The sequence below is a fragment of the Brevibacillus schisleri genome (assembly GCF_055685845.1).
Window position 1 is genome coordinate 6,612,564 of sequence record NZ_JBVNDM010000001.1, and the last position, 23,086, is coordinate 6,635,649.

Sequence of the window (23,086 nt, forward strand, 5' to 3'; positions counted from 1 at the left end):
GTACGAAACGTGGAAAGGATGAACTTGCCATGTCAGTAATCAGCTTATCCAAAGGTCAAAAAATTGATCTGACGAAAGGCAATCCGAATCTGACCAAACTGGTCGTTGGACTCGGTTGGGATACGAACAAATATAATGGTGGGTTTGATTTTGACCTCGATGCAGCGGCGTTTTTGCTCCACGCAGACGGCAAAGCAACCAACATTCAGCACTTTGTTTTCTATAACAACCTACAAGGCGGCAACGGTTCCGTTATTCATACTGGTGACAATCTGACGGGTGAAGGTGATGGCGATGATGAGCAAATCAAGATTGACTTGACCAAAGTACCGTCCGAGATTGAAAAAATCGCCATTACGATTACGATTCACGATGCTGAAGCGAGACGCCAAAATTTTGGACAAGTCTCCAACGCATTTGTTCGTGTCGTTGATGAAAATACGAACCAAGAAGTTCTTCGTTACGACTTGGGCGAGGATTTCTCTGTTGAAACCGCTATCGTCGTATGCGAATTGTATCGCTATCAGGGCGAGTGGAAGTTTGCTGCGGTGGGCAGTGGTTTTTCCGGCGGCCTCAAAGCGCTTTGCAATAACTTCGGATTACAAGCAGGTTAATTCGTACCAGCCAAAGGATGCTAGTTTGATAGTAGGGACTAGCATCCTTCCTTCATTTTTTCGGCAAGACGCAACCAAGGCAACGCCACGGACTTGGCGGAACCGAGTTTTCTAAAATAGGTGATAGTGATGACGATGATGGTTGTTAAGGGACAAAAGGTTGATGTAACGAAGCAGTTTCCAGGGCTGACCAAGGTGATTGTCGGTCTTGGCTGGCATACCGGCAGCGAACTTGATCTGGATGCGTCGGCATTTCAGTTGGGCGCAACCGGGAAAGTGAATCGTGAGGAGGATTTCATATTCTACGGAAATCCCAAATCAACGAACGGAGCTGTTTCCTTGCGGGACGGCACTGGAGATAAACAGCAATTCGAACTGGAACTTTCCGCAATTCCGCTTGACGTAGAAAAGATCGCCTTTACGATTACCATTTACGACGCCATTTCACGTGGCCAAACGTTTCGTCAGGTTTCCGATCTTTATTTGCGAATCTTGCATCCTGTCACATTCGCTGAAATGATCCGATTTCCATTAGTTGATTTTTCTACAGAAAATTCAATCGTGACAGGTGAATTATATCGCTACAATGGAGAATGGAAGTTTAATGCGATTGGAAGCGGCTTTAACGGTGGACTAACTGCCTTATGCGGTAATTTCGACGTAGAGGTGGCACAGGAGCAATCCTCTTCACCACAACCGTCTCCAACCATTCCGCCGCCTCCAAAGGTTGAGCAACCACCGGCACCGCCGATCAATCTATCCAAGGTTGAGCTGACGAAAAAAGGTGAAACGATCAGCTTGCGAAAATCAAGCGGGGCGTTGGGGCAAATCAGTGTGAACCTAAACTGGAATAGAAAAGTCAAGAAATCAAGCGGTTTTTTGGGCTTTAATAAATCCGATGGCATCGACCTTGATCTTGGATGTTTGTATGAGATGTCAGACGGGAATAAAGGTTGTATCCAAGCGCTGGGCCGGCTTTTTGGTGAATATCTCCATTTCCCGTTTATCGAGCTGGACGGAGATGACCGTACAGGATCCAGAACTGATGGGGAAAATCTCCGCATTAACGGCAACCATGTGAGGGAGTTTAATCGTGTCCTGATCTATGCCTATATCTATGAAGGTGTAGCGAAATGGGCCGAAACGGATGGCGTTGTCACGATCAAACAGGCCGACAACCCGGAAATTGTGGTCCGCATGGACGTGCACGACCCTCGGAAGATTATGTGTGCCATTGCCATGATAGAGAGAAAAGGAGATACCTTTGAGATCAAGCGTCTCGTTGAATATTTCAACGGACATAAACAGATGGATCGCTACTACGGTTGGAACATGAGTTGGTCCGCAGGCAGCAAATAACCTAGGAGGACGAAGAAATGGAGTTTTTGAATGGGCTGATTGAAACCTATTCAAGTTTTTTTTCATGGGAGGTTTTGCAGGGGGTACTGACCAATCCTGCTAACTGGACAATTATTCTTTCATTGGTCATCCTGGAAGGATTACTTTCAGCTGACAATGCACTGGTATTAGCAGTAATGGTAAATCATTTGCCAGAAAAGCAAAAGAAACGCGCCTTGTTTTACGGCTTGCTCGGTGCCTATTTATTCCGTTTCCTGGCAATCGGTTTAGGCGTTTTCCTGGTCAAGATGACAGCGATCAAAGTAATGGGTGCACTCTACCTGCTCAAGATTGCAGCAGACCACTTCTTTGGCGATAATGAAAAAGCGCAAAAAGCAATCGATTTGCTGCTATATCTGGGAATGGCAGCGTGCTTGTACTTTATCCCAATCCCGGTTGTACAAATTCTCGGTGGATTGCTGATCGTCTGGCTGCTCTACCGCTTATTCAAGTCTGGTGGGGAAGAAGAAAACGAGACCGAGAACAAAGGAAAAGGCTTCTGGCAAACTGTACTTGCCGTTGAGATGATGGATATTGCCTTCTCCATCGACTCCGTTTTAGCTGCATTTGGTGTCAGCAACCAAGTCTGGGTTCTGTTCCTGGGCGGAATTCTCGGTGTTCTGATGATGCGGGGGGTTGCTCAAATCTTCCTGAAACTGATCGAACGAATTCCGGAATTCGAAACAACCGCATTCGTACTTATTGCGCTCATCTCCGTGAAAATGTTCTTGGGCGCAGCGGGCATGCACATCGAGTCATACCTCTTCTTCGGCGTTCTGGTTCTCACCTTCCTCGGTACCTTCGTCGTGCATAAGATGAAAAAAGGAAAACATGGGGAACAGGAAGACTCGAAGGAAAACGTTGCATAAACAGCATGAAGTAAAGGAAAGCGAGGTCGAACAGACACTCGCTTTTCTTTTCGAATAAAGGAGGGCAACCAATGAGAAAACGGATTTGGTTCAATCGAACGTTCGCTACGGCTTATCCAATCGTCGAAATGATTCGCAATAACCCGGATAACTTCACTTTCGAGATTTATGTAACTCACCCGAAACGTCATAGTGTGATGCTACAAATCGCCGACCATGCTGAACTGGAGCCCACGCTGGATGTGCCAGAATACATCGACTATTGCCTGTCGTTTTGTAAAAAACACCGGATCGACGTATTTCTCCCCAACTATCGATTGGTGGAAATCTCCAAGCATATCAAAGAGTTTGAGCGGCAGGGCACGCAGGTTATGATTGCTCAGGAACATCAGTTGCTGGAGGATATTTCGGATAAGGGGAAGCTGTTTCAACTGTTTCAGGACGTACCGGAAGTACCGTTACCCGCTTATGCGATTGTGAATACAGCTGAACAATTCCAAATCGCCTATGAACAACTGAAACAAGACGGGAACAAGGTTTGCTTCAAGCCTGCCCGAGGAGAAGGCGGAGCAGGCTTTTATATTGTGGAGGAGCAGCTTGATCCGATTGACCGACTGTTTCGATCAACCCACCAGCAAATCACGATAGAAGAAGTAGTCCGCACACTGTCCACACGGGAAACGTTTGAGGATATCATGGTCATGGAGTATTTGGACTCGTATGAATACAGCATCGATTGCCTCGCCTATGAAGGACAGTTGTTGGCAGCGGTGCCTCGCAAGAAAGTAGAAGGGCGGATTCGCAAGCTTGAGGACAACGATGAACTGCTACGAATTGCCGAAGCCGTGCAGCAGCGATTGCAGCTTTCCTATTTGTTTAATGTGCAAATCAAATACAAGGAAGGTGTCCCCAAGCTGCTGGAAATCAATCCGCGAGCTTCCGGTGGCATGTATATCTCTTGCCGGTCCGGAGTGAATTTTCCCTACTTGGCACTGAAACTGCTATTGACTGGAAAGGCGGACGTTCCTGTTCCAAAGCTTGATATTTTAATGACCCACGTTGAACGAGAGAGAGACTTGACGAGGATATTGTAAAATATAGGAAAAAAATAAAATTTATCAAGGGAGAAACCCTCCCTGCCCATGTGTGGGGAAAGTACAAAAAACGTTGCCTAGTATATTATGAAGGAGTAGGGTTTCGTTGAAAACAGCGAGTGAGATACTTTCGATAATCTGTCATGACAGTTTCTTAGAGAATGTCTTCAAAAAAGATGTTGATTGGGACGCTAAATTAGACGCTAGGGATGCTGTTGGATTTGATGTAGCCTGGATTTCTAGTTACAAAAAAGTTGATCAAATTGCCCCCTCTGAAAATACGGTGATAAGAGAAATTAGGGAATTTGTTTTCAAAGAAACTTTTCGGATAACCCAGAATTCGGAAGTGGCAGGGTATGCATCGGACGACTTTGGCCTCATTTCCAAGGCGTTTGAAAACAAGATCAATATTGAGTTTATCAATAAACTATGGGATTCCTATCTGCAAGGGGAATTCCCGAATTCGAGTAAATGTGAATGAATCTTCATACGTCTTGCATATATACTACTGGTTCTTCACATAAGTCGATCAAGAGAGATGCATGATGACGTATATACGGAGTAGTCTAAAAAGACCGGAGAAGCATATAAAATATGCACTCCGGTCTTCTTGGATTAGGAAAGAGAGTTCCCTTTACTTTTTGGTTGCTGCTTCAATATCTTTGTACGCCCAATGTTGGTCGGCTACGTCCATAAACATTCCGCTTGCGGATGTAGTCCTGACCATTCCTGTGTTTACCAGGATCATGGTCATTTCTGCACGGGTCACTCAGTAAAGAACGGGTTTTGAACTTGATTCGTGCTTTCCTGGTCTTGAATTATCGTTGTAGATGACGACAGTATTAACCTGACCATCCTTAGCAAAATGCTTGAATCAGATCAATACGAAGTAAGCACGGCAACTAGCGCTCAGCAAGCCCTGTCCATACTGGAACGTAACCCGGTCGATCTGGTCATCTCGGACGTCATGATGCCTCACGTATCCGGCTATGAACTAACACGCATCATTCGGGAACGATTCTCTGTTTTAGAACTGCCTGTCCTGCTCTTGACCGCGCGCAGTCGTTCCGAGGATATTATCGCCGGCTTTCAAGCAGGGGCGAACGACTATGTTAAGAAACCCGTCGATGCTTGGGAATTAAAGGCAAGGGTAAAAGCCTTAACAGAGTTTAAAATATCCTTCGATGAACGTTTGCGTATGGAAGGAGCATGGTTACAATCACAAATTGAACCTCATTTTTTGTTTAACGCATTAAATTCAATTGCCGCCTTGGGACTCCAGGACTTCACGAAAATGCAGACACTGCTTGAGGAGTTTAGCAACTATTTGCGTTTGAGCTTTGACTTTCATAATTCTGAACCCGTTATTTCGCTTCACGATGAACTTGATCTTGTTCGATCTTATTTGTATATCGAGAAGCAACGATTTGGCGATCGATTGCAAGTGGAATGGGATCTGGACCCTGATCTCGATTTTTGCTTACCACCCTTATCCATACAACCGTTAGTCGAAAATGCCATCAAACACGGCTTAATGCAGCGCACAAGTGGAGGAACAGTCTGGATTCACATCAAAGACAAAGAGGAGTATTTCGAAGTCTCAATCCAAGACGATGGGGAAGGGATGACAGAGGAAGATCTGAATCAACTATTCAGCCAAACAAGGCATGGCAAAAAAAGAACAAGCGTAGGTCTGCGAAATATTGAACGGCGACTAAGACAACTATATAACCAGGGATTAACGATTAATAGCTCACCTGAACAAGGTACGGTCGTCACTTTTGGAATCCCCAAATAAGGAATAAGCCACTTGGTTTATTCCTTATTTTTCTGCTTCCAAAGTTGATACCATTCTGTAATTACCGGATTAGGCTGTTCTTGCAATTCGTTCCATAACACACTCGTTAATTGATCATATTGCTTATGAACCGAAGAGTGGCTTCCCATGTCAGCAAATATTTTCATAAGGAAAAAATAAGCTTCTTCCTCGAGCGGATAACGCTGACAAATGTCCAAACATCGCGTGATGGCTTTGTCCCATTCATCATTGGCGTAATACCAATCCACCATTTTCAAAGCGGTTTGCACCCATTGCAGTTGTAATCTTTGACGCTCGCTTTCTGCCCATATGTAATTATGCTCTTGCAAATAATCTCCTTTACACAGAGCCATGGCTTGTTCATACTCGTCAATCGTCTCCGCAGATAAAGATAAATCAGAGCGGAAAAAACGCTCAAACTGATCCACATCTAAGATGGTTTGTTCTAGTTTTACCTTATACCCTTCTGATGTATTGCGAATTTGAAAGTATTTACTAAATGGCGCCAAGGTTTTGCGAATATGATAGATAGCCGTATACAATTGATGATGGGCTTTTTCCGGTTCAAGCTCTGGCCAAAGCAACTCAATGATCGCCGTTTTATTAACCGTAGTTCCCCTGTGTTGAACCAAATATAAGAACAACTGCTGCACCTTGGCAGTTCGCCAACGAAGTGGGATTTCCTCGCCTCCATCTACAAACGTTACTTGTTGAAACAGTCTCATTTGTAAATTCTCCGATTTCTGAGGGGAGAAGGGCGTCTGTTCCTCCATCATCGATTGAATTCGTTTCATGGTATTTTGCAGACGTTGCTTGCCAACCGGCTTTAATACATAGTCAAGGGCGTTCAGCTCAAATGCTTTAATCGCATATCTCTCATATGCGGTGACGAAGACAATTTGCAATTGAGGTTTCATTTCCAAAAGCTGTTCGGCCAACTCGATACCGTTTAGCTTCGGTGTTTGAATATCCAAAAAGACAATCTCAATCTCATTTTTTTCAATCTCTCGTTTGCCGATCATCGGATCGGTAAACTTGCCAACAATTTCAAAATCGCCGATCCCTGAACATTTACTCAAACATTCCCGCTCTACTACTTAGGTTACTACTCAATTTACCTTTAACTCTGCTCCCCTTGTATCGTTGGATTTTCATTAAGCCGCGCTTTATAAGACTCGCCCCATGCTTTCATTGACATAATGACCGGTTCCAGAGTCCTTCCGAAATCAGTAAGGGAGTATTCCACTCTTGGAGGAACCTCTTTATATATTTCGCGATGAATGATGCCATCCCGTTCAAGCTCTCTTAACTGCAAGGTGAGCATAAACTGCGTAATTCCCGGATTGAGGCGCCTGAATTCATTGAATCTTCTCGTTCCGTTCAGGAGCTGATAGAGAATGATTCCCTTCCACTTTCCACCAATAACATCCAGCGTTGTTTCAACCGGACATGCTTGCATATCTGGACTTGCTCCATATTTCTTTCTTCGGTCTCCCATCAGCTTATCCCCCAATGGTTTGATTTTTAATACTATACCATAAAAATATGCGTACTTACTTAAAGTAATTGAATCGATTTACAATGCAACTGTACAACATTTCCTATTTGAGAGGATGGATACCCATGAATGCTCACCAAAAGATGAAAGCTGTCGGTGCTTACCGATACCTCCCTATATCTAATCCAGAAAGCCTTATTGATCTGCACTTGGATAAACCGGAGCCTACAGGCCGTGATTTGCTTGTACGTGTAAAAGCAATCTCCGTCAACCCTGCAGACGTAGGCGTCCGGGAAAGCCATAACTACGAAGCCGATTCACCGAAAATTCTTGGTTGGGATGCCGCTGGAATCGTAGAACAAGTCGGTCCTGACTGCCAATTGTTTAAACCTGGGGACAAGATCTATTATGCGGGCAGTGTGTCTCGACCAGGCAGCAACAGTGAATTCCACTTAGTTGATGAACGAATTGTGGGAAATATGCCGCGAAGCTTGGATTTCGCAGCCGCAGCCGCATTACCACTTACTTCGATAACTGCATGGGAGGGTCTTTTTGATCGCTTAGGAATTAGCCTAAATAATACAGGTGAAAACAAAAGCATACTAATTATCGGTGCAGCTGGAGGAGTTGGATCGATTGCTATTCAACTTGCAAAATTAGCAGGTTTGACCGTCATCGGTACTGCTTCACGTCCAGAGTCAATTCAATGGGCTAAAGGTCTCGGTGCGGATTTTATCATAAACCACAACAACCCTTTTCTCCCTCAACTCAAGGAAGTTGGTATTGACGCCGTCGATTATATCCTTTGCTTGAATGATACGGTTCAACATCTTGAAAATATGGCGGAAGTCATTGTCCCCCAAGGTAAAATTTGCGCTATCGTTCCTGCAAATAAAACTACCTGGGCAGGGAGCTTGAAAATGGACTTGCTGTTTTCTAAAAGTGTAACGTTTGTATGGGAGTTCATGTTCACACGGTCCTTGCTTCATACCAATGACATGATCAAACAACACGAATTGTTGAATGAACTGGCGAATTTAATCGATGATGGAATAATAAAAACTACGTTGACTGAACGACTCGAGCCAATCAATGCAGCAAACCTACGTCTCGCGCATGAGAAGCTGGAATCTGGACGGACCATTGGAAAAATCGTTTTAGAAAACTTCTGATACGATGAAGACGAAGTAGGTATGTTTGGTTACAAAATATGATGATGTGAATAGACAACTCAAAGGCCCCTTGCTACTAAGGGGCCTGTTTGAGTACAACAGTATATGCTGGCGAGACAAATCCTCCCCGGACTCTGAAAAACCTGCCTTTAGTTGTGATACGCTTCACCGCATAGCATGTAACAGTAAGACCAGATAGATGTTTGATGACTGCAATATAAATATATGCTTCTGCATTGAGCCACTCATGAAACTGTTTCCGACCAAATCCGGGAGGGTCTTGGGATGGAAGAAATGCTGGTGTGATCATCGATTCTGGAAATGAACTCAGAAAGGAAAAGTCCCCCGACCTGACCTTAACAATAGAGGAAGTCATCCGTATCTACTCCATGCGTTGGGACATAGAAGTCTTCTTTAAGTGCGCTAAATCCTTGTTACGCTTGCAAAAGGAGTTTCAAGGACATCTATACAATCTGCTCGCATAGCTGCATCGACAAAGCATCTACCACCGTACACTCGGAGGGTTGTTTTATTTGCTTTACGATGAAGTTAGCGCCTTAGATTGGGTGGTAGCCTTGCAATAACTTCTGAATTGATCAATGAAGTAACCAAGGCTATCAAGAAGCTTACAAAACTGATCCAAAGTCAACTTCAACAATGGATTGCCAGTTTGTCAAGTTATCTCAAGGCTTATCTGCCTATTTCAAGCTGCGAAGTTTGAGTTACTGAGAAATGGTTGCATGATAGCTGGCTGCAGCAAGAAAATTATGATTACGTAAGCGAGAATTAACGCGTATGGCGTCAACTTTGATGCTAGTGGCAGCTTCTACCACATTGACCGGGCTTTCGATCTTAGATTCCGTAAGCAAGCATTTGTGGAAGCCAGCGATAATAGACGACGTAACTCAACTATTGAAAACGAAATAGAGATGTGCTAACGTAAAAAAGAGACCGAACGGTATCTTTTTTACGTTAGCATAGAAGCACACATTTTTCTAACACAAAGGAGAGTATTACATGACTTCACTGTTTATTGTTCCAGAAAGCAAGCTATCGGTTGATGCCACTCATTATGTGCGAGAACTTTCAACCCAAACACTATTCAATCATTTGATGAGAACATATGCTTTTGGATATATGATCGCTCAGAAGAATGATCTGAACATTGACATGGAATTGCTATATCTCGGTGCCATCATGCATGACTTGGGCTTGACCGAACCATTTGCAGACAGAGAGCGTACTTTTGAAATCGAGGGCGGAGAGGCGGCTTGCCATTTCTTGGTTCAACATGGTTATCCAATCGAAAAAGCGGAAATCGTACAAAAAGCGGTCGAACTGCACGCCACGGTCGAAGCAGAAAAAAACCAACCTGAGATTGCTCTGGTACATTTAGGGGTTATGGTTGATGCAGGTTTTCGGGTCGATCTTTTTCCAAAGGATCTTCTCCAGCAGATCATCGAAGACTATCCACGACTCGGGATTAATCAAAAAATGATCGAGCATTTTACTTACCAACTTCAGAAAAAAAACGATACGAAATTGATTCCGATTATCGAAGCAGCGAAACATCACTCCCATTTCAGTGAATGATGCAAACGGGAGGTGAAGGATATGAAAAAAGGTGAGCAAACCCGAAGACACATCATTTGCAAATCAGCCGAGCTTTTTAACCTTCAAGGATATGCTGGTGTCTCTCTCAACGAAATCATAAATGCTACGGGAATTCAGAAAGGGGGCATCTATAAACATTTCGTCAATAAGGATGAAATTGCGATGGAAGCCTTTGAATATGCCGCCGACACTGTATTCGAGCAATTTGTAGCAGCTGTCAGTTCTCGGCAATCTGCTATGGAAAAACTGATCAGTATGTTTGAACTGTACAGCAATGTGGTTGACTCTCCTCCATTTGTGGGAGGCTGCCCCGTGATGAACGCGGCCATTGAGTACGATGATGGGCACCCATTGCTGCGCGAGAAAACCCAGAATCGCATGCGCGACTTTATATCATTTATCAAGAACATCTTGCATGAGGGCATAACGAATGGGGAATTCAAATCGAGCATCGATCAAGATGGCGCAGCCTCTTTTCTTATGGCCGCACTTGAAGGCGGGATTATGTTGAGCAAACTGGAAGCTGACAATCGGCATATTCATTACATTAAAGATCATGTATCTGCCTTTTTGAAGACATTGGAAGCCTAAGCCTCTGCAAGAGCGCTGACCCCGGGGAGAACAGCATCTTGTCAAGAATTGAAACAGGAGGTTACGACCCATTAAATAACACCAAATCACGTTACCGACTATTGGTCGGAATCAGTATGTTATTGTTCCTTTACGTCATTGTAAAAAACTATATTATCGATCCTGGAGCCGAGGGATTTTTAACTCAAACTTCGCTAGTGACAACTAATACTTAAAGCTAATCCTTTGGAGTAACGGAAAGCGCTAGTTCAACAAAAACAGCGGCGAACAAAAGCTTTATTTTATTCTTTGTTCGCCGGACAACTAACACTATCGTCTTAATCTGCTGATATAGCTACTATCAAGTACGATTTCTTTCCTAATCTTGTGTACCATCACTTATGATACGGTTCCCCGCATTGTCTGTAACGGCAAGCAGAATGGGCTCCAACTTTCATCCCACGCTCTGGTCCGTCTGAGGAAACCGCAGGACGATTCGTGTTCCCGATCCCTCCCTGGATTCCACTTCAATTCCACCCTTATGAGCAATACTAATCGCCTTGGCGATGCTCATGCCAAGTCCCGCGCCGTCCGTTCTATCCTCCGTATGCGTGCCCCGGTAATATCGTTCGAACAAATTACGCCTCGTCTCTTCATCCATCCCGATCCCATTATCCTCCACGATAATGAGAGCATCGTCTCCTGCAGTTTCCGTTCTCACCGTAATCACTGTTCCAGGGGGATTGTGCTTGATTGCATTCGAGATCAAGTTGTCCAACATCCGCTTAAACCATTTCACACTCGCTTTCACAACCAATTCCTCTTTCGACTCCTCAAATGCAAAAGTCACATGCTGGATCGTCACATCGTTCACATAACGCAGCACGACCCGGCGCACAAGCTCATTCAACTTACTATTTTCTAATGAAAAGCTGATGGCGTTATTTTTCAATTGGAACGTGAGGGAGAAATCCTGCAGCAATTCAAGCATGTAGTCCCCTTTTTCCCGAATCATCTTGCCCATCTCCTGAAGCTCCGCCCCGGTCCACTCGTATTGACTGCTCTCAAGCAGATGCCCATACCCATGAATCGTAGAGAGCGGGGTTCTAAGATCATGGGAGATTCCCGTCATCCATTCCTCCCGTGTACTCTCCAGGCGCCTCCGTTCCTGCTCTAAAGCATCGAGCCTTGCAGCCATTTCGTAAAATTCGGCAATTACCTCCTTATACAGTCGGTAACGTAAGCGAATTTTGCCGTTTTTGCGGAACACCTTTTTTCTGTCTTTCTCCGTTAAAGCCTCATCATAACGCCCTTGTCCCATTCGATCAAACCAATCGACAAACAGTTGCAGTGGCTCACCATACCGATATCCATGCCAAAGCGAGAAAGCAAATGTCAGCAGCAGCATGACAGCTCCCGTAACAATGAGCACCATGATGAATTCATGAAGAATCGGCTGGTTAACAAAGACGATTCCTTTCTTGGTCGTATGTAGAATCCATGTATTTCTGGATGCTGGCTCATAATTGATGGAAATATCATTCGGATAAATGCCGGGCTCCATTCGCATTGCGATCAGTTCAAGCGGACGGTATTGTTCGTTGGGCGTAGAATTACCGATAGACTGGACTATCCGCCCGTTTTCATCCATTATCTCCAGGTATTCCTTTGATCGTTCAAGCTGCTCTTCCAGCTCTTTCACTGCAGTTGGACGGATCAACCCTTGTGTTCCTAGGGAGCGATTCCATTCCTTCAACCGGACCGCCCCGCTGTCTTCAACTCCCAGCATATAAAAGAGAGGCGTCTGATCCGTCGTATCCAGCATCGTTATTACTCGAAAAGATTCATAGCGTCCAGTTTCCTCAATCTGCAGCAGTTCGTTCGCACCGTAAGACGATTTCAGCAGGCTAGGGGCGTTCACCGAATAAACGACTTTTCCCTTGTCGTCCACAATCTGCAGCCAGTAGCCGCCTTCCGTGAGCTGTTCTATCCACCTCTGAGGTATCGTCAGAACCCCGTCTTCTTTTGTGGTTTCCACGGAAATGTTATCCAAGGCGCTTAGGGGGAAATTTTTTTTCATATCCTGATTCGTGAAATATTGAATGAGCAGAAACAGGACGGCAGCCAAAATAACAAAAATAAATACCCCCTGCAGGAAAAACCGATACGTGAAATGAACCGCAAGCCTTCGCCGAATTCGGTTCATGCGTCCTTCTCCTTGATCAGCTTATAGCCCAGCCCACGTACCGTTACAAGATAACGGGGTGCCCCCAGGTCCGACTCGATACGCTCACGGATTTTATGGATATGAACCATAACCGTATTATCGTCCCCCATGCCATCGATACCCCAAACCGCTTCATACAACTGCGCTTTGGAGAACACCATGTTCGGATTCTTGCATAAGTACAGCAGCAGTTGATACGCTTGTGCCGGACATGGCACCGCCTCCCCTCCCACCAACAGTTCGCCCTCGTACTCATCCAGCACAAACCCTCCGAAATCATAGCGGCGCCGGGTTTCCTCCGCATGCTGCACAGGCATAAGAACGCCGCGGCGCAGCATGGCCTTGGTTCTTGCTGCAATTTCAAGCGGATTGAATGGTTTGGTCACATAATCGTCTCCACCGGTGGCAAACCCGGACAGCACATCCAGATCCGACGCTCTTGCCGTTAAATAAATGATATACGCAGATGAGATCTCCCGTATTTTGGGGCATAGGTCAAACCCCGACTGATCAGGGAGCATAACATCCAATATGATGATATCCATTTCATTTTTGGCTAGCAGCCGGAGCGCTTCCTGGGCCGTGCCCGCTGTGTAAATATGACGGAAGCCTTCTTTTTTCAGCACCATTTCAAGCAATTGGATAATCGACTTTTCATCGTCAACAATCAAGATTTTCGAGTTATACATCCAATCCCCCCTTTTGCTATCGTAACAAATCAACTTTAATTTTAGCTAAACATTTCCAATTCCGTTAAGCAAACATTAAGGCAGACTTTAAGTGGATTTCAATCGTCGGTGCTACACTCGCTTTTGAGGTGATCGAATTTGGTTGGGCAACAAAACAGGCAGCCTATCATTGACTGCCTGCGGGGATTTAGTCTGCTGGGCATTCTGATGGCAAACTTCTATAGACACCGTAACGTACCAACTCGTGAAGATTTTTGTTGAGGGCAGCTTTATGCCGATATTTGCGTTTTTATTCGGCTACGGCATGATTAAGATGAAGGAAAGTTTGGAGGCCAAGGGGCTTAAACAAAAGCGTTATTTCTCCCGTCGGTTTCTTCTGCTGCTTGCTGCAGGCGTGCTGCACGGTACCTTATTGTGGGAAGGCGATATTTTAGCGTTTTACGGAACGATGGGCTTCTTCCTGCTTATGTTTATGAACCGTAAAGCAAAGACTCTGTTGATTTGGGGAACGACCCTGCTTTGTCTCTTGGGCCTACTAGTATTGGTACCGGAAGACCCTTCGAGCCCAATTCCGATTTCAGATCCAATCGGTATGGAAAACTACGTGAAAGAGACCATGAATGTCTACGGCAACGGCACGTATGAAGAGATCAAGCATCACCGGAATACGGCCACACCCGACCCACTGAACTTGGATGCCAGTTTTTATTTGGTCATGCTGCTGCTCGCGCCTTTTTTTACCGCACCGATGTTCCTGTTCGGCATGTACGCCGCAAAGAAACAATGGTTCCTGCAGCCGTATGACAAGCGTGCGACTTATGTAAGAAGCATGCTTCTCTTCCTTCCTGCGGGACTGCTGCTGAAATCGCTGAAATACCTTTTTCCTGGTCAAGAATGGCCTGCCATGGCCGAGTTTATAGGCGGAAATATTCTAGCGCTCGGCTATATTTTTGCCTTTGCCCTGCTCTATGTGAGGGCGAAACCATCTCCTTGGCTTTCACGGCTTGAAGCCGTCGGCAAGCTGTCCCTAACGAATTACCTCATGCAAACGGTCATTTGCACAACAATCTTTTATGGCTACGGGCTTGGATGGTTCGGCAAGCTTGGCGTATTGGCCGGCTGCGGACTGACGCTTGTCATTTACACCGCGCAACTCTTCGCTAGCCACTGGTATCTCACACGCTTTTCCTCTGGACCGATAGAGAAGCTGCTTCGCATGTGGACCTACTTTTCCTTTAACGGCAAACCGAAAATGCGAGTGAAAAGCACCGAAGTCCGCACAGCAGAGCTCTGACATATTGATGTAGACCCAAGATAAACAATATATAATCCACTGTCTACAAGGAGGACAAATTTGTGCTTTCGTGACCGAAGCACAGGCCAATTTGCTTTACTTGGGCTTAAAGAAGATCAGAAAAATGGGAGGTAGTTATGATGAAAAGCAGAGTCTGGATCGCGTTACTTATCTTTCTGTTTGCTAGCGTATCGGGAGCGGGTGCATACACTTCATCCAATGTGAACCAGGGGAAAGAGGAAAAGCCTGCCGTTGATGGTGCCAAGCGACAGCTTTGGCAGTCGAAAGGGTACGGGTGCATAATGGAGATAAACGGGAAGTCGGTTACTATGTACAACTACACGCGTGACAGCCTGCTGCTGTTTGCGATCGGTGATCTGGATGAGCAAGGGAACCTCAATCTGAAATTCCAGCTCGGCGACTCCAAACAGTTACCGGAAAGTGCGCGGGAGCGAATTTGGATGGGACGCTTTCAAAACGGCAGCCTGACCGACAAAATGGGTTATGTGAAACAGTTTAAGCAAATCAAGCAATTTCCCGCAGTGAAGGTAAAAGAGATCAGCAAGGACCCGGTCGCCAATTTCGAGGTGTTCTGGCAAACCTTCGAAGAGAATTTCAGTTTCTTCCCGCTCGTAAAAGTAGATTGGAAAGAGGTATACAAGACTTACAGACCAAAGGTAACCGCGGCCACTTCCGAGAAGGAGCTGGAGAACATCTTCAAGGAAATGCTCGGAAAGCTGAAAGACGGGCATACCAATATGATTACCAACGAAAACTTTTTCTCTGCCATGCCTAAGATGGAGCGGGCAGAATTTTATGAAACCAATCTGAAAGCTATCCAGGGTACCATCGAATCAAACTATATGAACGGAGCGTTAAAGAGCAAGCTCGAGGGACGCATCCAGTACGGCCGGACGAAAAACGGTGACGCTTATATCCAACTGCGCGAATTTGACGTGTCTGACGAGAAGCTGATTGACGAAGCCCTTGCCGACATGGTGCAAGACCTGGCAGACTGCCGGAACTTTGTGATCGATATGCGCTTCAACAGGGGTGGCGATGATATCTTCGGGTTGAAAGTCGCCGGACTGTTCACGGGCGAAAAAAGGCTGGCGTATAACAAACAGGGCAGAATTGGCGGATACGATCAATTTTCCGAGCCGACAAAAATTTTTATCGAGCCGGGAGCCAAGCGTTTTACAGCCAACAAGATCATCGTCCTATCCGGGCCGTTGACGGTAAGCGCGGGAGAGACGGGCACGATGGCCTTGAAAAAACTGGACAAGGTGACGGTCATCGGCGAAAAGACAAGTGGATTCTTTTCCGACGTGCTGTTCAAAACGCTACCGAACAATTGGGTAATCATGCTCAGCAATGAACGTTATACTTCTCCCGAAGGCATCAATTACGAGCAGCTCGGTCTGCCACCGGACGAACAGATTATACTGAAACAAGCCGATGTGGATGCCCACCAAGATTCGGTAATCATCCGGGCTATGGAGCTATTGAAAGTGGCGAGTAAATAAGGATTCAACTAGGAAAGAGCATCCCTGCTCCTGGGAATCGAGGTGCGGGGTGCTCTTTCCTTGTTATTTTGGTCTGTTGCAGGAATGACGTGTTGGTAGTAAGGTTATTAAACTTTACCACGATTTGTGATACGGTTTACCGAGTTTTGAAAAACGGCATTGCCCCTCAGAACGAGACCGTTGCCGTCACTTGTGGTACGGCTCAGCTTAACGGGGGTATCAGCGAAAAATCCGTCACACACTTGGCTACCGCATGAAAACCCAGTCAATTTTGACAAATAAAGTGAGTGAATGGTAGATTCTTCTTAATATTAAATTCTTTCATTTGGGTGGGCCTATGAGAAAAAAACTGCAAATTTACATATCGTCTACTTTTAGCGATCTTATTGAGGAAAGACACACCGCTGTTGAAGCCGTACTTCAAGCCGGTCATATCCCTGCCGGAACCGAGCAGTTTTTCAAGGAAAGCCCAATGAAAATGAGGAAGAGATGGATCGACGAGTCGGATGTATATATCCTGATTCTCGGAGGATTCTATGGTTTAACGCTTCCTGATGAATCGATGAGCTATACGCATTGGGAATATGAGTATGCCGGAGAAGCAGGCAAACCTAGATTTGCTTTTGTTGTCACAGATGAAGCATTGAGACAACAGCCATACGACTTCACAGCAATTGAATACTATCAGAAGTTTCAAGAGTTTAAGCAATCGGTCATGGAACAAGTTCCCACCTATTATGTTGAAGATGTACGGCACATTAAAATGGTACTTCGTGATCAATTGCCGGAGTATGCAGCAAGAGACGATTTGTATGGCTGGTTTTCCGGCAAGGATGTCCCGGACGTTCAAAAGCTGTTGGAAGAGAATGCAAGATTAAAGGCGGAGTTGGAGAAAAAGAAATGAAAGAGGGGCTGGCATAACCAACCCCTTTCTTCCGTCTGCCAGTAATATTCTCCTTGAATGACAATATTGCGGGTTTTTGGGGTAGTGGATATAAGTACCGATCAACCTGCTAACGAGACGATACGGTACACCATGAATAGGGACTTAGATTAGATTTCAAGCAATTCCGCTATCGTTTCACCGAGCACTCTTCTCTCGACCTCTTTGCTCGGTGCACAACGTTGAACTGCGATTTTTGCCAAGTAAGGATCGCCGTATGGATGGTCCGAACTAAACAACGTTCTGTCAGGAAGCTCTTTCATCGCAAGGCTCAAGGCAAAAACCGTATATACCGCTGAGGTATCCAAATAAGCATTGTCTATGTCCTTCGTTAAGTTGATTGTATCCAACCAGTTCAAGCCACCCAAATGTCCGAAAATGACTGGCACATTCGGATTCTTTTGAACAAGATAGGCAAGGTCCCGAATATCTACCATTTTAAATGGTTCGAACGTATGAACCCAAATCGGAAGGCCACGCCACTCGTTCGCAGCCTTGAATACGGGGTCGAGCAATCCGATCTGGCCTGACCCCAACGTAAATTCACCAAACCCTCTCAACCCGTTGTTGACGATTTTGGTTTCCACCCATTCCATCGTTTCCGTCTCGGAAAAACCGAGCGGTACGCTTCCAAAACCGATAAAGCGATCGGGATATTGCCGCACCGTCCGAATCAATTCGTCCATTGCCTTTACGTGCCTCTGAGCTATTTATCCGATTGGCCAATATGTTTGACAATTTTCCCATCTCTTCAACAAACTCAGAATACGACTCGCTTTTTTCCGGATGAACAAGCGTCGAGAACAAAACTGTTTTATCGATGTTCGATTCGTCCATGATATTCAAGTGAGATTCTACCGACGAATGAACGTGTGAGTGGCTGTCAATAATCATTCGGAGCCCCCCTTATTTGATTTTGTTTTTCGTTCTGCAAACACTTCTGCAGCAACGGTCAGAATCGAATTTAAAGCTACAGGAAAACCAGCGTAAATTAACATTTGCATCATGCACTCCACAATCTCTTCTTCCGTCCATCCAAGGTTTAATGCTCCGTTAATATAAAACCTCAACTGCTGCGTATTTCCCATCGCCGTCAGACCTGCCACTGTAGCGAGAAGCCTAGATTTCAAGTCCAGACCTGGACGGGAAAATATTTGGCCGTAATTGAATTCTACAGCGAGCTGTCCCAAATCTGGGGCCACTGTGTCTTTAAAACTATCAACAATGCTCTGGTAATGCACGCTATCTATTTTTTTCAAAATTTCCATTCCTTTATTATAGGTATCATCATGAATTTGCATTTGTATTTTTCATCCTTTCAATTTTCGTATCGTTTACATTTTTTATGCCCGCCGATGTACTCATTCCGACAAAGACCATGATCAATCCAACCACGCAAACACCAGACCACTGCCAGTTGCTCCATGCCCACACTCCCACATAGGACCCAATTGCACCCCCTATAAAGGTGAAAACCATATACAACCCGTTCAATCTGCTTCTAGCAGCAGCAGAAAGCTCGAATATTTTCGCTTGACAGGCAACCTGATTTGCTTGTGTGGAAACCGTTAGCAACAATGCGCTGCCAATCAATCCCGGCAGCCAATAAGCTGAAACCGCGGAGATCAGGAACGAAGCCATAGCTGCAAGCATGCAAATTTTATTGGCGAGTGCTGCCCCTTTCCTGTCAATGATCAGTCCAATCAATGGAGTGGCGACAGCGCCTCCGATTCCGACCAACCCCACCAATCCAACAATGGCACTGCCGTATTCGTACGGGGGTGATTGAAGCAAGAATCCTATAGTAGTAAAAAAGACACTAAACGATCCAAACACCATACCTTGACTCAAACAGGCACTCTGGAGTGCTGTTTGCTTCACGAACAGAGGCCCCAACGAAAGCAACAACTGGCGGTATGGTAATGCTGTCTCACCTTGGCTTTGGGGAAGCCGAAACCGAATTAGGAGAGTAAGCAACAACATGAAGCCAAAGGAAATCCAATACATCACTCTCCAGCCCCATATGCTATCAACAATGCCGCTAACTATCCTCGCCCCCAATATTCCGCAGACGAGACCGATCGCCACTGTCCCTAGTAACTTCCCCCGATTGCGATCATTTGCCATACTGGCAGCTAATGGAACGATAAGCTGCGGTATAATCGTCGTTATGCCTATCGCAAAATGACTCACGATTAACCATGGTAAAGAACTAGATAGTGCGGCCGATAATAGCGACAATGAAACCGCCAACAACAAGAAGACAATCATTCGACGTCTTTCAAACATGTCTCCCAATGGCACTAACAGGAGGTTCCCGATTGCATAGCCTACCTGGGTAAGAGTCGTCACACCTCCTATCTCTGCTACGGTTGAGTCGAATGTTTTCGCCATATCGACTAGTAAGGTCTGGTTTAAATAAACGTTTGCCACGGTAAACCCGCAGGTTATCACCATAAGAGCGATCAGACCTTTCGATGGACCAGATCTGATTAAGTCTTCCAGAACGATCACCTCCTTGTCTTTATTCGTAAACCTTACAGTTGTAAGATTAAAGTACGAACAAACCTACAAATAGAAGCCTATTAATCATAGTATTAAAAGTAACAGGATTAGGCGGAGGGATTAGATGAACAGCGATAAGGACAAACGAAAAGAATTGGGGTTGTTTTTAAAATCGCGGCGTTCCCGGCTTTCTCCAGAGCAATTTGGCTTGTCCAAAGGTCCAAGAAGGAAGGTTCCAGGCTTACGGAGAGAAGAATTAGCGCAGATTGCTGGGATCGGGCTTACGTGGTATACGTGGCTGGAGCAGGGAAAAGACATTCAAGTGTCGACCCAGGTGCTTGATAGTCTTGTGACGGTAATGAAGCTCGATACTGAGGAGCGAAATCATTTGTTTATGCTCGCCCACGGGCAACTGCCTGTTGAACAAACAACCTCATTTGAAGCAGGAATTACAAAGATCATGCAAAACTTCATGAACGATTTCGAAATGTGTCCGGCTTATGCAACGGATCAGCGGTGGGACATATTGATGTGGAATAAAGCTGCACAGTTGGTGTTCGGGGATTTTGAAAAAATGAATAAGAAAGAACGTAACGCAGTTTGGCGATGTTTCGCGTCAACCGACTATCGAAAACTTATGGGCGATTGGGAAAGCCACGCCAAACGTCTTCTAGGGCAATTTCGTTCTACCAGTACACCGTTCGTCGGGGAGGACTGGTTTAAAGAGCTCGTCGGCGAACTGATGGAACTCAGTCCTGAATTCAGAGAATGGTGGCCGCGTTACGATATACAGGGCACTCCCATCGGGACAAAACAGATCAATCATCCGACTGCGGGTACGATGACGATGGAGCATATGACATTTCGGGTGTACGATGCCCCCGAGTTGAAATTAACCATTTATCGCCCTTTGAAAGAGAACGATTCAATAAAAAAATTGAACCTCTTGATGAATGGTGGGTAAAGTCTGTGCCTTCCTTCCTCATAGAAGAGATAAAGGAAAATGGGAATTTTACATAAGGTAGCTTCCCACACCTTAAACCCTCACCAAAAGATCGGTGAGAACATCCAATTTGGTATATTATAACAATTTATCCAAATTTCACACAAAAAAGTCTAATTTTTGTAAACTTATATGCCGATACACTGAAATATAAAGATAAATAAACAAATCTGGATGGAGAGAATTCATTTATGGCTGGAGTGGACATTAAAAAAGGGTTTCAGTGGAAAATTGGCCAAAAATTATTTGCGGTTTTTCTCATTTTGGTTTTGGTCCCAAGTATTCTGATTGGCTACTTCTCGTATCGTTCAGCTACTCAAACATTAGATGTTCAACTACTCAATTCAGCTAATAAACAGGTCGAAAACCTCAGCACGATTATTGATCGTGTAGTTGTGCCCATCATGAAAGACACAGATGTTCTAGCAAGATCACTGCCTCAAAGCGTTTATCAAGACATGATAAAGGATGAAAAGACGAATTTGGCGTCAAATCAACAGGTGCAATCGACCCTTAAGCAGTTTAAAGCTGTGCATACCGATGATACCGAAGTGATTGGACTTGCCACCGAAGATGGACGCTTTGCGATGGAGCCGCAAAGTCCATTATCAAAAGAGTATGATGCTCGCACGCGAGAATGGTACACAAAAGCGATGGAACAGAAGGGTCAAGTGATTATTTCCAAACCCTATGTATCAGCCGCCTCTAAAAATATTGTGGTATCGGTAGCAAAAACTACGGACGATGGCCATGGAGTTGCCGTAGTAAATTTATCGTTGAAAAAGTATGTGACTGATACCGTTAATGCGGCAAAAGTAGGGACGCAAGGTTTCGCGTTTATCCTGGATGAGAGTCAGAAGGTTATTACCCATCCAACCATTGCTGCTGGAGAAGTGCCCCAAGATGACAGCTACAAATCATTTTATGAGCAGCAATCGGGAGTACTGTCAGCCCAAATCGACGGAAAACCTTCCCGGATCGTCTTTACCACGAACAAGATAACCGGCTGGAAAATCGCCGGCGTGCTTTATGACAGCGAACTTGACGAGCTGAAGAAGCCAATTATTACACAAACAGTTGGGATGATTATCATCTGCGTTTTATTGTCGCTTGTCATTTTGTACGTGATCAACCGGATTTTTGTACACCCGTTAAAACAAATGACGCGTTTATCCAAGCAATTGGCAGCAGGGAACCTTGCAGAGACCCACATTACTGTGAAAAACAGAGATGAGTTGGGAGATTTGGCGCGAGCCTTCAACTCTCTTGCCCTCCAATTGCACCAACTCATCGAAGACCTGCTGAAAAATGCGCAAAATCTTAATCAAGTTACGGACGTGTTAAATTCGGAAGTGACTGAGGTTGCCAATGCCTCCTCAAAAATCGCTGAAATGAACAGCCGGGTTACCAAGGGTTCGATGGATCAGGCCCAGGGAATTTCGGAGATATCCCGGACGATGCAAGAAAGCGTGCTTGCTGTGAGCAATTTTGCCGAAGTAGCTTCAGAAATCGGGGAAATTACGGAACAAACGCATCAGAGAGCAAAAGAAGGAACTTCAATTGTCTCAGATTCACTGAATCAAATGAGGACAATCAATTCCGCTGTTTTGCACTCTTCCAATCTCGTGGAAACACTCATGCAAAAAACAATGGAAATTGATAATTTTGCCACTGTCATTAATGAAATCGCCAATCAAACCAATCTCTTGTCTCTCAACGCCAGCATAGAAGCAGCGCGTGCGGGAGAACATGGCAGAGGCTTTGCCGTTGTTGCTGAAGAAGTGAAAAAGCTTGCCGTACAATCCGCTGATTCTGCTACACAAATTACCAATCTGATTTTGGAGATCAATAAAGAAACCAGAAAATCTGTGGAATCGTTGACGATGGTGCAGCAGGAAGTTGAAGACGGATTGACCCTAAGCTCCAAAGTGGAAACCCTGCTTTCCGATATCATTGAAGATATGGCTAAAATCAATGATGAAATACAAAATCTCAGCAGCATTTCGGAAGAGGTTGCAGCGGGTTCCGAGGAAGTGAGCGCATCGGTTGAAGATCTTTCGAATATTGCCAATTCCAACTCCAGAGATTCCAGCGATACTCTGTCCAATATTGAAAAACAACAAGAATCTTTGCATGAATTAATGGAACAAGTGAAAATTGTCCTGGATACCGCACAACAAATCAGGAATAATGTGCAAAACTACAAACTTCGTTAGCAACAAATTTTATATATAAAGGTGGAGTGAAAAAC

At 45.0% G+C, this 23,086-nt stretch carries 20 protein-coding genes and 2 pseudogenes; 15 read left to right on the forward strand and 7 right to left on the reverse strand.

Annotated elements, in window-relative coordinates; all coding sequences use genetic code 11:
- Positions 1–29: 29 nt before the first annotated feature.
- The 6 genes from ACUUHJ_RS31165 to ACUUHJ_RS31190 all read left to right on the forward strand — a co-directional run bounded on the left by ACUUHJ_RS31165 (position 30) and on the right by ACUUHJ_RS31190 (position 5,773).
- The gene (locus ACUUHJ_RS31165) at positions 30–614 is read left to right on the forward strand and encodes a TerD family protein (protein WP_087348661.1); all 585 of its coding nucleotides are present in this window, start codon (positions 30–32) and stop codon (positions 612–614) included.
- 129 nt (positions 615–743) lie between these two features.
- Positions 744–1,973 (forward strand): TerD family protein, encoded by a 1,230-nt coding sequence (locus tag ACUUHJ_RS31170; protein ID WP_289675319.1) that lies wholly within the window; start codon positions 744–746, stop codon positions 1,971–1,973.
- Positions 1,974–1,990: 17 nt separating this feature from the next.
- Complete coding sequence (locus ACUUHJ_RS31175; RefSeq protein ID WP_289675320.1) at positions 1,991–2,881, forward strand: TerC family protein; 891 nt, start codon at positions 1,991–1,993, stop codon at positions 2,879–2,881.
- A gap of 71 nt (positions 2,882–2,952) precedes the next feature.
- Positions 2,953–3,975, forward strand: coding sequence for an ATP-grasp domain-containing protein (locus ACUUHJ_RS31180; RefSeq protein WP_472300990.1), 1,023 nt, complete (start codon positions 2,953–2,955; stop codon positions 3,973–3,975).
- A 106-nt stretch (positions 3,976–4,081) separates the two neighbouring features.
- Positions 4,082–4,456, forward strand: a complete 375-nt coding sequence (locus tag ACUUHJ_RS31185; RefSeq protein WP_289675322.1) for a hypothetical protein — start codon at positions 4,082–4,084, stop codon at positions 4,454–4,456.
- 339 nt (positions 4,457–4,795) lie between these two features.
- Positions 4,796–5,773: a response regulator gene (locus ACUUHJ_RS31190; protein WP_472301261.1), complete on the forward strand. Its 978-nt coding sequence runs from the start codon at positions 4,796–4,798 to the stop codon at positions 5,771–5,773.
- 17 nt (positions 5,774–5,790) lie between these two features.
- Here the strand turns inward: ACUUHJ_RS31190 and ACUUHJ_RS31195 are convergent, their stop codons facing one another.
- Positions 5,791–6,873 (reverse strand): response regulator, encoded by a 1,083-nt coding sequence (locus tag ACUUHJ_RS31195; RefSeq protein WP_289675323.1) that lies wholly within the window; start codon positions 6,871–6,873, stop codon positions 5,791–5,793.
- Positions 6,874–6,914: 41 nt separating this feature from the next.
- Positions 6,915–7,292: a winged helix-turn-helix transcriptional regulator gene (locus tag ACUUHJ_RS31200; RefSeq protein WP_289675324.1), complete on the reverse strand. Its 378-nt coding sequence runs from the start codon at positions 7,290–7,292 to the stop codon at positions 6,915–6,917.
- A 125-nt stretch (positions 7,293–7,417) separates the two neighbouring features.
- Here ACUUHJ_RS31200 and ACUUHJ_RS31205 point away from each other — a divergent pair, with 125 nt between their 5' ends.
- The 4 genes and pseudogenes from ACUUHJ_RS31205 to ACUUHJ_RS31220 all read left to right on the forward strand — a co-directional run bounded on the left by ACUUHJ_RS31205 (position 7,418) and on the right by ACUUHJ_RS31220 (position 10,669).
- On the forward strand, positions 7,418–8,464 hold the full coding sequence (locus ACUUHJ_RS31205; RefSeq protein ID WP_472300991.1) for a zinc-binding alcohol dehydrogenase family protein: 1,047 nt from the start codon (positions 7,418–7,420) through the stop codon (positions 8,462–8,464).
- Positions 8,465–8,805: 341 nt separating this feature from the next.
- Positions 8,806–9,185, forward strand: a pseudogene (locus tag ACUUHJ_RS31210) (IS4 family transposase); the annotation flags it as partial.
- A 296-nt stretch (positions 9,186–9,481) separates the two neighbouring features.
- Positions 9,482–10,057, forward strand: coding sequence for an HD domain-containing protein (locus ACUUHJ_RS31215; protein ID WP_064200278.1), 576 nt, complete (start codon positions 9,482–9,484; stop codon positions 10,055–10,057).
- A 21-nt stretch (positions 10,058–10,078) separates the two neighbouring features.
- On the forward strand, positions 10,079–10,669 hold the full coding sequence (locus ACUUHJ_RS31220) for a TetR/AcrR family transcriptional regulator (protein WP_047070252.1): 591 nt from the start codon (positions 10,079–10,081) through the stop codon (positions 10,667–10,669).
- Positions 10,670–11,102: 433 nt separating this feature from the next.
- Here ACUUHJ_RS31220 and ACUUHJ_RS31225 read toward each other — a convergent pair whose 3' ends face one another.
- Both ACUUHJ_RS31225 and ACUUHJ_RS31230 read right to left on the reverse strand, forming a co-directional pair.
- Positions 11,103–12,854 (reverse strand): sensor histidine kinase, encoded by a 1,752-nt coding sequence (locus ACUUHJ_RS31225; protein ID WP_472300993.1) that lies wholly within the window; start codon positions 12,852–12,854, stop codon positions 11,103–11,105.
- Positions 12,851–13,564: a response regulator transcription factor gene (locus ACUUHJ_RS31230; protein WP_289675328.1), complete on the reverse strand. Its 714-nt coding sequence runs from the start codon at positions 13,562–13,564 to the stop codon at positions 12,851–12,853. Before ACUUHJ_RS31230 ends, ACUUHJ_RS31225 begins: the two co-directional genes overlap by 4 nt.
- Before the next feature lie 138 nt (positions 13,565–13,702).
- Here ACUUHJ_RS31230 and ACUUHJ_RS31235 point away from each other — a divergent pair.
- From ACUUHJ_RS31235 to ACUUHJ_RS31245, 3 genes and pseudogenes are all read left to right on the forward strand, one after another.
- A pseudogene (locus tag ACUUHJ_RS31235) lies at positions 13,703–14,858 on the forward strand (DUF418 domain-containing protein).
- A gap of 137 nt (positions 14,859–14,995) precedes the next feature.
- Positions 14,996–16,384, forward strand: a complete 1,389-nt coding sequence (locus ACUUHJ_RS31240; protein ID WP_289675330.1) for a S41 family peptidase — start codon at positions 14,996–14,998, stop codon at positions 16,382–16,384.
- 337 nt (positions 16,385–16,721) lie between these two features.
- A complete protein-coding gene (locus ACUUHJ_RS31245) occupies positions 16,722–17,288 on the forward strand; it encodes a DUF4062 domain-containing protein (protein ID WP_289675332.1) in 567 nt (188 codons plus the stop codon).
- A 149-nt stretch (positions 17,289–17,437) separates the two neighbouring features.
- Here ACUUHJ_RS31245 and ACUUHJ_RS31250 read toward each other — a convergent pair whose 3' ends face one another.
- The 3 genes from ACUUHJ_RS31250 to ACUUHJ_RS31260 all read right to left on the reverse strand — a co-directional run bounded on the left by ACUUHJ_RS31250 (position 17,438) and on the right by ACUUHJ_RS31260 (position 19,784).
- On the reverse strand, positions 17,438–18,013 hold the full coding sequence (locus ACUUHJ_RS31250; protein WP_472300995.1) for an amidohydrolase family protein: 576 nt from the start codon (positions 18,011–18,013) through the stop codon (positions 17,438–17,440).
- 204 nt (positions 18,014–18,217) lie between these two features.
- Positions 18,218–18,628, reverse strand: a complete 411-nt coding sequence (locus ACUUHJ_RS31255) for a carboxymuconolactone decarboxylase family protein (RefSeq protein ID WP_173606386.1) — start codon at positions 18,626–18,628, stop codon at positions 18,218–18,220.
- Positions 18,615–19,784, reverse strand: coding sequence for an MFS transporter (locus ACUUHJ_RS31260; protein WP_289678178.1), 1,170 nt, complete (start codon positions 19,782–19,784; stop codon positions 18,615–18,617). The genes ACUUHJ_RS31255 and ACUUHJ_RS31260 overlap by 14 nt, the downstream gene beginning before the upstream one ends.
- Before the next feature lie 172 nt (positions 19,785–19,956).
- Between ACUUHJ_RS31260 and ACUUHJ_RS31265 the strand changes: the two genes are divergently transcribed.
- Both ACUUHJ_RS31265 and ACUUHJ_RS31270 read left to right on the forward strand, forming a co-directional pair.
- Complete coding sequence (locus ACUUHJ_RS31265) at positions 19,957–20,796, forward strand: helix-turn-helix transcriptional regulator (RefSeq protein ID WP_173611666.1); 840 nt, start codon at positions 19,957–19,959, stop codon at positions 20,794–20,796.
- A 230-nt stretch (positions 20,797–21,026) separates the two neighbouring features.
- A complete protein-coding gene (locus ACUUHJ_RS31270) occupies positions 21,027–23,051 on the forward strand; it encodes a methyl-accepting chemotaxis protein (RefSeq protein ID WP_472300996.1) in 2,025 nt (674 codons plus the stop codon).
- The last annotated feature ends 35 nt before the right edge of the window (positions 23,052–23,086 follow it).